Annotated in this window: 13 protein-coding genes and 1 other RNA gene; 4 read left to right on the top strand and 10 right to left on the bottom strand. The window is 66.2% G+C overall.

Annotation, left to right across the window (positions count from 1 at the left end; all coding sequences use genetic code 11):
- Positions 1-18 precede the first annotated feature (18 nt).
- The 8 genes from AC4GYU_RS06885 to ssrA form a co-directional block, all read right to left on the bottom strand.
- Entirely contained in the window at positions 19-2,184 is a 2,166-nt protein-coding gene (locus AC4GYU_RS06885; protein ID WP_491086151.1) for a M3 family metallopeptidase, read from the bottom strand.
- Between the two features lie 129 nt (positions 2,185-2,313).
- Positions 2,314-2,862: an NUDIX hydrolase gene (locus AC4GYU_RS06880; RefSeq protein WP_491086150.1), complete on the bottom strand. Its 549-nt coding sequence runs from the start codon at positions 2,860-2,862 to the stop codon at positions 2,314-2,316.
- Positions 2,859-3,539 carry a TPM domain-containing protein gene (locus AC4GYU_RS06875; protein ID WP_491086149.1) on the bottom strand — a complete coding sequence of 227 codons (681 nt, stop codon included), beginning with the start codon at positions 3,537-3,539 and terminating at the stop codon, positions 2,859-2,861. Before AC4GYU_RS06875 ends, AC4GYU_RS06880 begins: the two co-directional genes overlap by 4 nt.
- Positions 3,533-4,360, bottom strand: a complete 828-nt coding sequence (locus AC4GYU_RS06870) for a TPM domain-containing protein (protein WP_491086148.1) — start codon at positions 4,358-4,360, stop codon at positions 3,533-3,535. The genes AC4GYU_RS06875 and AC4GYU_RS06870 overlap by 7 nt, the downstream gene beginning before the upstream one ends.
- Entirely contained in the window at positions 4,357-4,845 is a 489-nt protein-coding gene (locus AC4GYU_RS06865; RefSeq protein ID WP_491086147.1) for a TPM domain-containing protein, read from the bottom strand. The genes AC4GYU_RS06870 and AC4GYU_RS06865 overlap by 4 nt, the downstream gene beginning before the upstream one ends.
- 4 nt (positions 4,846-4,849) lie before the next feature.
- Positions 4,850-5,437, bottom strand: coding sequence for a LemA family protein (locus AC4GYU_RS06860; RefSeq protein WP_491086146.1), 588 nt, complete (start codon positions 5,435-5,437; stop codon positions 4,850-4,852).
- Between the two features lie 65 nt (positions 5,438-5,502).
- The gene (locus AC4GYU_RS06855; protein WP_491086145.1) at positions 5,503-7,617 is read right to left on the bottom strand and encodes an amidohydrolase family protein; all 2,115 of its coding nucleotides are present in this window, start codon (positions 7,615-7,617) and stop codon (positions 5,503-5,505) included.
- Positions 7,618-7,711: 94 nt separating this feature from the next.
- Positions 7,712-8,079: a transfer-messenger RNA gene (ssrA, locus tag AC4GYU_RS06850) on the bottom strand.
- 91 nt (positions 8,080-8,170) lie between these two features.
- Here ssrA and AC4GYU_RS06845 point away from each other — a divergent pair.
- The 3 genes from AC4GYU_RS06845 to AC4GYU_RS06835 all read left to right on the top strand — a co-directional run bounded on the left by AC4GYU_RS06845 (position 8,171) and on the right by AC4GYU_RS06835 (position 9,924).
- Positions 8,171-8,461 (top strand): hypothetical protein, encoded by a 291-nt coding sequence (locus tag AC4GYU_RS06845; RefSeq protein WP_491086144.1) that lies wholly within the window; start codon positions 8,171-8,173, stop codon positions 8,459-8,461.
- A gap of 92 nt (positions 8,462-8,553) precedes the next feature.
- On the top strand, positions 8,554-9,189 hold the full coding sequence (locus AC4GYU_RS06840) for an NUDIX hydrolase (RefSeq protein ID WP_491086143.1): 636 nt from the start codon (positions 8,554-8,556) through the stop codon (positions 9,187-9,189).
- A 27-nt stretch (positions 9,190-9,216) separates the two neighbouring features.
- On the top strand, positions 9,217-9,924 hold the full coding sequence (locus AC4GYU_RS06835) for an extensin-like domain-containing protein (protein ID WP_491086142.1): 708 nt from the start codon (positions 9,217-9,219) through the stop codon (positions 9,922-9,924).
- A gap of 74 nt (positions 9,925-9,998) precedes the next feature.
- On the opposite strand, the gene AC4GYU_RS06830 is transcribed toward AC4GYU_RS06835, so the two are convergent.
- Positions 9,999-10,274, bottom strand: a complete 276-nt coding sequence (locus tag AC4GYU_RS06830; RefSeq protein WP_491086141.1) for an SWIB/MDM2 domain-containing protein — start codon at positions 10,272-10,274, stop codon at positions 9,999-10,001.
- A 79-nt stretch (positions 10,275-10,353) separates the two neighbouring features.
- The gene (locus AC4GYU_RS06825; protein ID WP_491086140.1) at positions 10,354-11,157 is read right to left on the bottom strand and encodes an LD-carboxypeptidase; all 804 of its coding nucleotides are present in this window, start codon (positions 11,155-11,157) and stop codon (positions 10,354-10,356) included.
- A gap of 47 nt (positions 11,158-11,204) precedes the next feature.
- On the opposite strand from AC4GYU_RS06825, the gene AC4GYU_RS06820 reads away from it, so the two are divergent.
- The gene (locus tag AC4GYU_RS06820) at positions 11,205-12,596 is read left to right on the top strand and encodes a UDP-N-acetylmuramate--L-alanine ligase (protein ID WP_491086139.1); all 1,392 of its coding nucleotides are present in this window, start codon (positions 11,205-11,207) and stop codon (positions 12,594-12,596) included.
- Positions 12,597-12,603: the final 7 nt, after the last annotated feature.

Below are 12,603 nucleotides of genomic sequence, written 5' to 3'. Positions count from 1 at the left end.
GCCGGAGCGGCATCGTGGTCACTTCACCGGGAAGCCGCGCCGCTTGAGCAGCGCCGTCACGTCGGGATCCCGCCCGCGGAACTGACGATAGGCCTCCGCGCGGTCGGTCTCGTTGCCGGTCTTCAGCAGAATGGTCCGGAAACGCTCGGCGATCGTCTTGTTGAACGGATCGCCAGTCTCCTCGAACGCCGCCCAGGTGTCGGCATCCATCGTCTCGGACCAGAGATAGCTGTAATAGCCCGCCGAATAGGCGTCCGAGCTGAACAGATGCCCGAACTGCGGCAGGCGGTGGCGCATCACCATCTCGCGCGGCATTCCCAGTTCGGTCAGCGTGTTCCGCTCGAACGAGTCAGGGTCGACGTCCCCGCCCGGCTGCAGGTGCAGCTTCATGTCGACCAGCGCCGACGAGAGATATTCCACGGTCGCAAAGCCCTGACCGAACGTGTCGGCCTTCTCGATCTTGTCGACCAGGCTCTGCGGCATCGACTGGCCGGTCTTGTAATGCTTCGCGAAGCGATCGAGCACCGGCCGGGTCAGCAGCCAATTCTCGTTCACCTGGCTCGGATATTCCACGAAGTCGCGCTGGGCGCCGCCGAGGCTCGGATACTTCACGTCCACATTGAGATAGTGGATCGCGTGCCCGAACTCGTGGAACAGCGTCGACGCATCGTCGAGGCTGACCAGCACCGGCTCGCCCGGGGCCGGCTTGTTGAAGTTGTTGTTATTGCTCGCCAGCACGATGTCGTCGCCGAGCAGTCGCGCACGCGACCGATAGGTCGTCATCCACGCGCCTGAGCGCTTGCCCTCACGGCCATAGGTGTCGAGGTAGAAGAGCCCGACCGGCTTGCCTTCGCGGCTGACCTCGAAGGTGCGCACGTCGGGGTGGAAGACCGGGACCGCCCCGGTATTCTCCTTGAATTCGAGGCCATAGAGCTGGCCTGCCGACCAGAACATGCCCTGCACGAGGTTATCGAGCTGGAAGTAGGGTTTGATCTCCTCTTCCGACAGGTCGTACTTTGCCTTGCGCACCTTCTCGTTGAAGTAGCGATAGTCCCACGGCTCGACCGTCTTCACGCCTTCGCGCTTGGCGAAGGGCGCCATGTCGGCGACCTCTTCCTTGACCCTAGCGACCGCCGCAGGCCACACGCGCATCATCAGCTCCATGGCCCGCTCGGGCGTCTTCGCCATCGTGTCCTGCATCCGCCAGTGCGCATGCGTCGGATAGCCGAGCAGCTTGGCGCGATCGGCGCGAAGCTTCACGATCTGCTTGATCAGACCATTGGTATCGTTGGCATTTCCGTTGTCGCCGCGATTGACGAATGCAGTCCAGACCTTCTGCCGAAGCGCGCGGTTGGTGCCGAAGGTAAGCACGGGTTCCACCGCCGAACGCGTATTGCGGATGGCGTAGGTGCCGGCCGGAAGGCCCTTCGCCTTGGCCGTGGTCGCCGCGACGCTCATCACGTCCGCCGGCACGCCCTTCATTTCCGCAGCGCTCGCCTGGATGAAACTGCCCTCATCAGCGAGCAGCCGCGCATTGAAGTCGGAGAAAAGACCCGCGAGTTGCTGATTGTAGGCCGACAGCTGCTGCTTCTGCGCCGCGTCGAGCTTCGCGCCATTGCGAACGAAACTCTCGTAGGTGCGGGTCAGCAAGCGGGTCTGGACCGCATCGAGGCCGAGGCTCGCGCGATTGTTGTAGAGCGTCTCGACCCGAGCGAAGAGCTTCGGGTCGAGCCGGATCTCGTCGCTCGCGGCCGAAAATTTGGGGCTCCACTCCTTGTCCAGCGCCTGCACTTCGGGCGTCGACAGATTGTCGGTGTAGACACCGAAGATCGATCCGACCCGGTCGAGCCGCCGGCCCGCCTTCTCCATCGCCTCGATCGTGTTGGCGAAGGTCGGCGCTTCCGGATTTTCGGTGATCGCGCGATATTCACGGCGCTGCTCGTCGATCGCGAAAGCGAATGCCTCGGGGAAGTCGGTGACCTTGACCTTGTCCCAGGGCGGAACCCCCTCGAAACCCCCCGACCAGTCGGCCAGCAGAGGATTGTTCGGCACCGCCGGCGCGTCGACCGGGGCAGCGACCGGAACCGCGGCCGGGTTCACGCTAGCCTGCTCAGCGGGCGGCACGGTCGCGCACCCCGACAGGAGGACCATCGCCGACCCGGCGAGAAGAAACATATTCCGCATTGAAGAGCGACCTCATCATCTTTGTCGTCCCGCTCCCTGCCGAGGCCCCTTGGATCTGCCAAGGCCGGGATCGACGAACGACGTGAACCTTTTGGCCAAGCCTATCGATGCGGCCTGAATGCCGCCTTGCTAAGCCGTTGAAGAATCAAGCAAATAAGATGCAAGCGGAAGCAGCAGCTTGACGTCCATCGCAACGCCCTCGGCGCGCTTGGCTGCGACGAAGGTCGTCAGTTCGTCCTTCGGGACGAGGTGGACGACGATCTCCTCCTCGCCCGGGACCCCGCCACCCTCGCTGCCCCGGCTGAGCCCATGCGCCCGCACCAGAGCAAAGCTCTCGCTGAGCATGCCGGGCGACGAGTGAAAGTCGCCGAGCCGCTCGATCCGCGCCGCCGTGAAGCCCGTCTCCTCTTCGAGCTCGCGGACCGCCGTTTCCTCGACACTGCTGTCGTCGCCATGGTCGCCGACCAGCCCCGCGGGAAGCTCGAGGCACGGTCCGCCGAGCGGCGCGCGCGTCTGCTCCACCAGCAGCCAGCAGCCTTCATGCTCCGCAAGGATCACCACCGCGCGGATGCCCCCGACCCGCCCGGCATATTCCCAGCGGCCCTTCCGGACCGCCTGCACGAACTTGCCCGACCACATCACCTCGGGTGGCAGATCAAGATCGGGATCGCCGCTCACAGCTCAATCAGCTTGTCGGGTATCTCGTTGGTGTCCCCGCCGGTCTTCGGGAAGTGCCGGCTCAGCACCTCGCCGATCTCATTCACGGCCAGCACCAGTCCTTCGCCCGGGCGCCCGGCCCTGATTTCGGCCACGAGGTCGGCCATGGCATCGCCCCAGCATTCCGACGTCGTGACGCTGGCAATGGCCTCGTCGGCAACGATCTCCGCCCGTCGCTCCGCAAGCGAGAGATAGACCAGCACCGCGGTCCGGCCGACCGTGCGCCGCTCCGCCGCCGCACGGAAGAGCGCAATGGCCCTGCGCCGGACCCTCCGCCCCTTGGTCCCGCCTGGGGTCAGCGCCAGCCGCAACGGCCGCCAGCGGAGCAGCAGCATGACCGCAAGGAACTTCAGGACGACGACGATCAGCACGAAGAAGAGCAATTGCCCCGCCCCGGTCTCCTGGCCCCAGTCGCCAAGGACCCGCTCGCCGAGCCGTACGATGAAGGCCGATTGCCAGGCCGCGAAGGCGATGACACCGAGCATGGCGGCGATCGCCCAGTGCAACGCCACGTCATGATAGTTATCGCTGCCGGCGCTGACGATCGTCAGGATCTCGCCGTCGCTTCGCGCTTCCGCCGCTGCGATCGCGCTGCTGACGCGCGCATGGTCCTCGGGCTGGAGACGAAGGCTCACCATGATCCCGAGGCTCCCCCACCGCCAAATGATCCGCCGCCGCCGGAGAAGCCGCCCCCACCGCCGAAGCCGCCGCCAAAGCCGCCACCGCCCCCGCTCCATCCGCCACTGTTGCGGCTCGCGCGGCTCAGCGCGTCCAAGCCCCACAGCACGACCCACGGATCGACGCCGCGGCGGCGCTGGCCACGATACCGCCGCCCACCACCGCCGCGAGCGAAGGACAGCAGCACGAACATGACCACCATGCCCCAGAAGATTATCGGGACGATTCCCGGATCGCCCGATTGCTCGCGGCGTGGCGCAGCTTGCGCTTCCGCCTCCCGAACACGCTTTGCGGCTTCCTCCGCCGGAAGTTGCATCTGCACCGCAATCTCATCGACCCCGGCCGTGATCCCACCGGGATAGTCACCGGCCTTGAACCGCGGAAGGATCGCATTGCGGATGATGATGCTGCTCATTGCGTCGGTCAGGAAGACACGCGCGCCATAGCCCGTCTCGATCCGGACCTTGCGCTCGTTCGGCGCGACGATCAGGACGACCCCGTCATCCTTGTCCGCGCTGCCGATGCCCCAGGCCCGGCCAAGCCGATAGCCATAATCCTCGATCGATCGACCCTCGAGGTCGGGGATGGTCGCGACCACCAGCTGCCGTCCCGTCTGCTGGTCGATCTGCTGCAACCTTACTGTGAGGGCCGCCTCCTGGCTCGCATCGAGGAGGTTCGCCTGGTCCACCACCCGCCCGGTCAGCGGCGGAAAGGTCTGCGCACCGGCCGGAACGACCCAGAGCAACATCGCGAGGATCGCTAGCAGCCGCGTCAGGTTCATGTCGGCATCACCTGCAGGCGGTCGAGCCCGCGCCCGATTGCCGAACCGATCCGCCCGTCACGAAGCTCGGACTGCATCGCGCTCGCAATCATCGCACGCTGCTCGGCCGACATGTTGCCTTCGACGCGGACGCTTCCCTGCTTGGGATCGACGAGGAGCAGAAGGGGCCGCTTGCCATCCTGTCCGCCACTGACGGCCCAGCCCACGCGCTCCATGCTGTCGCCGCCTTGTGGGACGAGGGTGACGACGACGACCGCGAGCCCTTTCGTGGCGCGGAGCGATTCGATCCGGTTCGCGATCGCCTTCTCCTCGAGGGTCGAGAGAACAGCAGCCGAATCGATCACCCGCCCCCACGTCTTCATCTCGACGACGCGGACGGAGGAATCGGCACCCAACCGATCGGCATCGCGGATGTCGCCCGGAACGGGGGCCTGGCCGCAGGCAGCGAGGATCCCGGCCAGCAGGACAGGAAGGGCGCGAAGCACCGGCCTATTGCGCGTTGAAGTCGACCGTCGGAGCGCTCTGCGCGCTTGCCGTGGCTTCGAACGGCACCTTGGGCTTGGCCCCGTAGAAGACCTTCGCACCAATCGCATCGGGGAAGGTACGGATGCGGGTGTTATAGCCCTGCACCGCCTCGTTATAGTCGCGCCGCGCGACGAGGATGCTATTCTCCGTCCCCTCGATCTGGCTCTGCAGCGTCAGGAAGTTCTGATTGGTCTTGAGCTCGGGATAGGCTTCCTGAAGCCGCTGGAGGCTGATGGTCAGCCGATTTTGCGCATCGTTGAAGGCCGCCACCTTGGCCGGGTCCGAAAGGTCGGCGGGATTGAGCTGAATGCGGTTCGCGCCCGCCCTCGCCTCGGTTACCTCGACGAGGACGCTCTTCTCTTGCTGGGCGGCGCCCTTCACGGTCGCGACGAGGTTGGGGATGAGGTCGGAGCGGCGCTGATATTCGCCTTGGAGGTTGCCCCACTTGGCGTTCACATTCTCCTCGGCGGTCGGAACCGAGTTGAGGCCGCACCCGGCGAGGCTGACCGCCGCGATGGGCGCGAGAAGTCCGAAACGACGAAGAGCGGTCATGTGATTGTCCCCTGTGGTAGCCCGTCAGGTGCCTTACCTAGGTGGGACAGTCCGGCTCTTCAATCCTACTTCGGCCGCCCCGTGTAGCCGGCCGCGGCGCGAAGCGCGTCGGCGTCCATCAGCACCCCGTCGCTGACGATGCTGATCGTCCGCCGCAGGGCACCGAGATCGCGGCTGACGTCGCCGTCGACGAGTACCATGTCGGCCTCCTTTCCGACGGCGATCGACCCGGTGCGCTTGTCCGCCCCGACCAGCCGAGCGACGTTGATCGTTGCGGTTTTCAGCGCTTCGGCGGGCGTCAACCCGGCGCGCTGGTAGAGCTCGAGCTCGCGAACCAGCTCGATCCCCTCGCCGTCGGTCCCGGCGACCATCGGGACCCCGGCTCGATGGAGCGCCCCGACGAGTTCGACCATCTTCGCAAAGCTCTTGCGGTAATCGTCGCGGGTCAGGTTTTCGACCAGCGGATAGCCGCCGCCGCGGAATGACCGTGCGACAAGCGGCGGCACCACGTCGGCATAGGCCACATAGGCCGGCTGCGGCACGCCGCCGTCGCTGGTCAGCTGGGATTCGAATACGACCAGGGTCGGGTCGACCCACGTCCCGCGCCGCTTCAGTTCGGCCAGCGCTGCCCTGACCTCTGGCGCGTTGAGGTCGAGGTCCTTGGCATATTTCGCCGGCCCCTCGATCCGGGCCGCGGTATTCGCCTTGTCGACCACCGCCTTGGGCATGAATTGCATGACGACGAAATTGAGATGGGTGAGCTCGTCATAGCCTGCCTGGACCGCTTCGAGCGGACGCATTCCGGCCGGGACGTGGCCGCTGACGTGGAGACCCAGCCGATGCGCCTCGGCCGCGGCCGGCGCGATCCAGGCCGGATTCATCGAGGTGTAGAATTTCACGCCCCACAGGCCCGCATCCTTGATCTTGCGGACGGCGGCGACGGCTTCGTCGGCGCTCGACACGGTCAGCGCGCCCTGCGCCGCCAGGGGATCCTTGCGATCGACGATCGCCTGCTGCCAGCCCTCGCCCATCACCAGCGAGCCGTCCGCCCGCCGCCTGGTCACGTCCTGCGCGCGGTCGATCATCGTCCCCGGCGAACGGAAGCTGGTCATGCCGGCCGCGACGTTCGAAAGAAGCTCCCAATCCCCCCCGACGTGGCGATGCGCGTCCCACAGCCCCGGGACGAGGCTCCGGCCCCTCCCGTCGATACGCCGCGCGTCCGCCGGTGAGGGGATCGAGCCCGCCTTGCCGATCCGGGCAATCTTGCTTCCGACCACCAGCACGGCCTGGTCGGCGACGAAGCGGCCGGCATCGGCATCGAACAGCTGGACATTGTCGAAGAGGATCGGGGTCCGGTTCGCTCCGCCGATGAAACGGGCCGCGACCGCCTTCACGGCATCGGCCTCGGCCTTCTCCTGCAGCGGCCGAAGCACCTCCGCGGCAGCCTCCCAGCCGGCGGGTACCAGGCTGATCCAGCCGACCTGCGCAAACATCCGGTCGCCGTCCATCCAGACCGCACCCGGCGACATGCCCAGGCCCTTGCTCCAGGCGAGTTGAACCCTCTTCCGGGCCCCGTCCGGACCAATCACCTCCGCGGAAATGGGGGTTCGTTCGAGGAAGGCGCGGCCCGAGGGCAGGACGGGAAGCCCGGCATTGCCCGCCTTCGCCATCTGGTCGATCAGCAGCGCGCCAAGTGACGAGGGCCCGTTGGCATCGAGGTAGAATTTGCCCTTCGCGCCCGTGGCCGACCCCGTATCCGACGCGGAAGCCCAGCGCGCCGCACCGTCGCCACTCACCGTGAAGCTTTCCGCCGCGTCGCCTCCCGGGCTCACGCCACGGATGACGATGCTTGCCGGATTGCCGTTGGCGGCAAGCTTCACCACCGCGTCGGTCTCCGTGATCCATCCGCGCAGCGACTGGGACTGGCGGTAGGCGACGCTTCCGTCCGGCAATGCCCAGCGCCAGGCATCACCATGCTTGGCGGACGAGGAGACGATCACCCAATGCTCGGCGCCTGCCGGGGGGACGAGCAACTGCTCCTTCGGCACCGGCCGCGAGCCCGGCCCCGGCGGATCCTGGCTGAAACCGAGAGGAATTACGGTCCGCCCTTCGCCTTGCGGATGCGCCACGAGCGCGGTTGGAGCGACGGCGAGAAGCAAAGCGGCGACGGCAAGGCGCATGAGACCAGACCCCCTGATGGAGCCGGAAAGCTGACATGTTGCGCGACCGAAAGGAAGTGGGGAGCTTCTGTTGCCCGGTGCTCCCCGTACCGCTGGAATCCGATTCTGTTGCCCGGTTCGGTCCAACCGCGCTTAAGCTTTGTAACTTCTGACCGTTAGGCCGTCAGTTACGCAGCAATCGCGAGCGCCTCGTTATCGTTGGCACTTGTGAGAATGACGGTTTTACGGCCTGTCCAAGCCGGCTGGCAGTAGATCCTTTACTACACCCGTCGATCCTGTTTCGCCCCCATCAGCAACGGCGTGTACACAGGGTCCCGCTAAGCCCCATTCACGCCGCTGCTGGTGGAGGCGCCGGGGTACTGCCCCCCGGGTCCGAAGTGCCTATTTCAACCCACACTCTACCAGCATAGTCGGTCGCCCGACCCTCACTATGTAGGCGATCGCTTGGTGCATTCCAAGTTCTGCGTGACGGAACCGAAAGGAACAGGCTGGCGTTTGGCCGCCTCAAGCGGATAGAAGATCCGTGCTAACAAGAACCATAAGGGGAGTTACCATGAAGAAGATCCATTTCGCGCTCGTCGGCGCCGCCAGCATCGCTCTCGCCGCTTGCGGCGGTAAGGGCGACGACGCGCTGGGCGAGAACGTCCAGGAGAACTACGAGGCCGCTGCCGACAACCTCGAAGCCGCTGCCGACAACACCGGCAACGCCGCCGAGGCCGCGACCCTCGAGAACCAGGCCGACGCCCTGAAGGCCGAAGGCGATCGCAAGGAAGACGCGATCGACGACGCCGACGTGAATGCGCAGAACGGCGCCGAAGCCGCTGCTGCCGTCAACGCCATGTAAGCTTCGCTCCGGCGAAACTGCATTGATGGGAAGGCCGGTACCCTTGGGTGCCGGCCTTTCTTTTTGCCTTCGCTTCCCGCATCGGACGAGACATGACCGACAATCCGGCGATCCCGGCCGCAACCCTCGTCGTCATGCGTGACCAGCCTTCGGGCCCGCCAGAGCTGGTAATGGTCGAACGCCCGCGAACCATGGCATTCGCCGGGGGCGCGATGGTCTTCCCTGGCGGTCGGATCGACGAAGCGGACTTTGCCGGTGATCCTGACCTCCACCAGGCCGCGATCCGCGCCGCGGTCCGCGAAACCGCCGAGGAGACGGGGCTCCGGCTCGCGCCCGACCAGTTGCTGCCCTTCGCCCGCTGGCGCCCGGACAATGTCCGCCATCGCCGCTTCGACACCTTCTTCTTCCTCGCCCAGTCGCCTCCCGACCCCGCGCCTCTCCTCCCCCAGCCCGGCGAGTGCGAGCGGGCGATCTGGGTGACGGCCGCCGCCATGCTCGAATCGATCAGGGCCGGGGAGGCAAGCGCGATCTTCCCCACCATTCGTAACCTCGAGCGGCTCGCGCAGTTCGAAACCTTTGCCGAGGCCAGGGCACATGCGCTGGCGCATCCGGTAGAGATCATCAGCCCCTGGATTGAGGAGCATGAAGGCGAGCGCTGGCTCACCATTCCCGCTCATCTCGGCTATCCGGTGACCCGCGAACGCCTCGAGGACGCACTTCGCGCCTGAATGCGCGGTCCGGGCGTTCAGCCAGCCATGCTTTCCGCCGTCCGACTGTTCTTCATCGCCACCCTCATCGCCGTCATCATCATCCAGGGCGCCGCCTGGCTTCGCCGCCATCGGCAGGACTTGCCCTGGACCGAGCTTGATCTCGCCGCCCCGCCTGGGCGTTTCACCCCCTCGAAGATCGCCGAGCTCGGCGAGGATGCGCCCCGCTGCCGCGCCCTGCTCGGTCGCGCTGGGATCACGCTTGCCCCCGCACCCGACCGCATCATCGGGACTGATTGCGGCTATCGCGACGGCACGGTGGTCAGCGGGTTCCTGTCCCCCTCGCCCGCAGGCCTCGTCACGAGCTGCCCGGTCGCCGCCGCGCTCACCTTATGGGAAAAGGAGGTACAGGCCGAAGCACAGCGTCACCTCGGCCAGCGCGTGACCCGCTTCCTCCATGCCGGAAGCTTCTCGTGCCGACGACTTTATGGCCGCGACCAGGGGGCGTGGAGCGAGCATGCCACGGCCGACGCGGTCGATATCATCGGCTTCCAGCTTGCCGATGGACGCAATGTCTCGGTCCTCCGCGACTGGCCCGCTACCGGCGCCCGCGGGACCTTTCTCCGCAATATACGGGATGCCGCCTGCCGTTCATTCACGACTGTCCTGTCCCCCGACTATAATGCGGCGCACCGGGACCATCTGCACCTCGACACCGCCGATCGCGGACCTGGCGGCTGGACCGCCTGTCGCTGAGAACCGATTCGCCAAAAGAAAAGGGGCCCGCCTGATGGCGAGCCCCCGATCATCTCGAAGCTGCTTCGAAGCGCTTACGAGAGATGCTTGGAAAGGTGCTTGTTCATTTCGAACATTGTGCAACGATCCTTGCCGAAGATCTTCTTCAGCTTGTCGTCGGCAACGATTTCCCGCTTGTTCTGCGGATTCTGCAGGTTGTTCTTGCGGATGTGATCCCAAACCTTCGACACCACTTCGCTGCGCGGAAGCGGCTCCTTGCCGACGATTTCCGCCAGGTCCGGCGACGGAGTCACCGGACGCGCCAGACCGCCCCCTGCCTTACGCCCAGTCCCGCTCGCTTCTTTAGCCATGAGGCCCTCCTGTTGTTTCGCCACAGGGGTAGAGCGCAAAGCGAAGGCCTCTGCAAGAGGTGCTTCAGAGAGAAGCGCCTCAGGCGTTGCGCAAGGGAAACGGCACAATCCTGTTAAGGCTGTCGTGGCCGATGTCGGCCCGGCCGCCAAAGGGCACGCCCGCGCGTTCGCACCAGTCGCGGACGACCTCGCTGACCTCCGCACCGAACGCCCGGTCATTATCCTTCACCAGCATGCGTCCCATCCGCAATTGCCGGACCTTGCCGAATCCCGGCTGACTAGTGACGTGGAAAAGAAATCGGTCGATGCGATACAGTTCTTCGTCCAGTTCCTCGATCAACAGTTCGGCGCCTTCGAAGTCAGGCTCGATCGACGTCCCCATCAGGCTAGACAGGACTACGAGGTTGAAAGCAAAGGCTGGCCCGTCGAGGCCATGCTCGAGCGGCTCGCTGCTCCCTTCGAACCAGTCGAGCGCCCTGCCGACCGCCGCCTCCCCCCCGTCGCGCAGCACGTCCTGCACCATCGGGCCATGCGCCACTGCGCACCCTGCCTTGTGCAAGGCGGCCAGCAGAAAGCCCCCGTCGCTGTAGCCGAGAAACCGCTTCGAACACGCCGCGGCGGCGAGGTCGATCATCGCCTCCTCGGCAATCCGGTTCGAGCCGTAGCCGCCGCGGGCGAACCAGACGGCATCGACGGAAGGGTCGGCCGCAACCTCGCGCAGGGCCGCGAGCCGCTCCGCGTCGGATCCGGCGAAGTGCCCGGCTTGCAAAAAGCATTGGGGGTGGATGCGAAGGTCGATGCCGCGCGCCCGCGCGATTGCCTCGACCCGCGTCGCTGCGTCGCGCTTCAACGGGCAGCTCGGCGCTACCACTGCGATCCTCATCGTCCCTCCGATTGCCACGTCGCCCGCCCCTCAATAGGGCGTTCGGCATGACGGCTTCCAGCACCTTCTTCTGTGGTATCGGCGGCAGCGGCATGCTGCCCCTCGCCTGCATCGTCCGGGCCAGCGGCGCGACCGTCGCTGGGTCGGACCGGGCGCTCGACGCCGGCCGCCTCGCGCCCAAGTTCGAATTTCTTCGCGGCCTCGGGATTGGCCTTTACCCGCAGGACGGCAGCGGCCTCGCCCCCGGCATGACCCTCGTCACTTCGGCCGCGGTCGAGGACACGATCCCTGACGTCGTCCGCGCCCGCGAACTGGGCCTCCCGCACCTCACCCGGCCCCAGCTGCTCAGTCAGCTCCTCAACGAAGCCGATCTCAGCATCGCCGTCGGCGGCACCTCGGGCAAGTCGACGGTGACCGGGATGATCGGCTGGATCCTCCATGCGCTCGGCCGCGACCCGACCGTGATGAACGGCGCGGTGATGAAGAATTTCGTGTCGGACCAGACCCCGTTCGCGAGCGCGCTCGTCGGCGATCCCCACCTCTTCGTCAGCGAAGTCGACGAAAGCGACGGCTCGATCGCCCTCTACCGGCCGACCATCGCGCTGCTCAACAACGTCAGCCTCGACCACAAGGAAATGGAGGAGCTTCGTCAGTTATTCGGCGACTTCCTTCGATCCTCCAGCCGGGCAGTGGTCAATCTCGATGATCCGGAAAGCCGCACCATCGCCGCCGACGTCCCCGGGGTGCTCGGTTACGGCTTCGACAAGGCGGGCACCCACCTTCGCGGCAGTGATTTCACACCGACCGCGATGGGGTCGACCTTTTCCGCCACGGACGGATCAACGACCGTCACGGTGACGCTGCAGGTGCCGGGCAGGCACAATGCCATGAATGCGCTCGGCGCGCTCGCCGCCGTGACCGCCATGGGCATCGGGCTCGAGGATGCCGCAACGGCGCTTGCCGGTTTCACGGGTCTCCGCCGCCGCCTTGAGACTGTCGGGTCCGTTAAAGGAATCACGATCGTCGACGATTTCGCGCACAATCCCGACAAGATCGCCGCCACGCTCGCCACGCTGACGGCCGCCCCCGGGCGCCTCCTCGTCTTCTTCCAGCCCCATGGCTACGGCCCGCTGGCCAAGATGGGCGAGGAGCTCAGCCAGACCTTCGCTCACGGTCTCCGTTCCGACGATCTCCTGATCCTCTCCGATCCCGTCTACCAGGGCGGGACGGTCGACCGTTCGCGCGGGTCGGACTGGCTCGCGGCCGCGATCGCCTCCGCTGGCGGCCGGGCCGAGCACATCCCCGAACGACCCGCCATTGGTCAGCGCCTGCTCGCCGAAGCGCGCCCGGGCGATCGCATCGCCATTCTCGGCGCCCGCGACGACACGCTCAGCGAATTTGCGGCCTCGCTCCTTGGGAACCTGCGGCAGCGCGACTGATTTGAAG

It is taken from the genome of Sphingomonas sp. SP2 (genome assembly GCF_058313385.1).
Note: the sequence above shows the minus strand (reverse complement) of the source record. Positions and strands in the feature narration are given on the sequence as shown.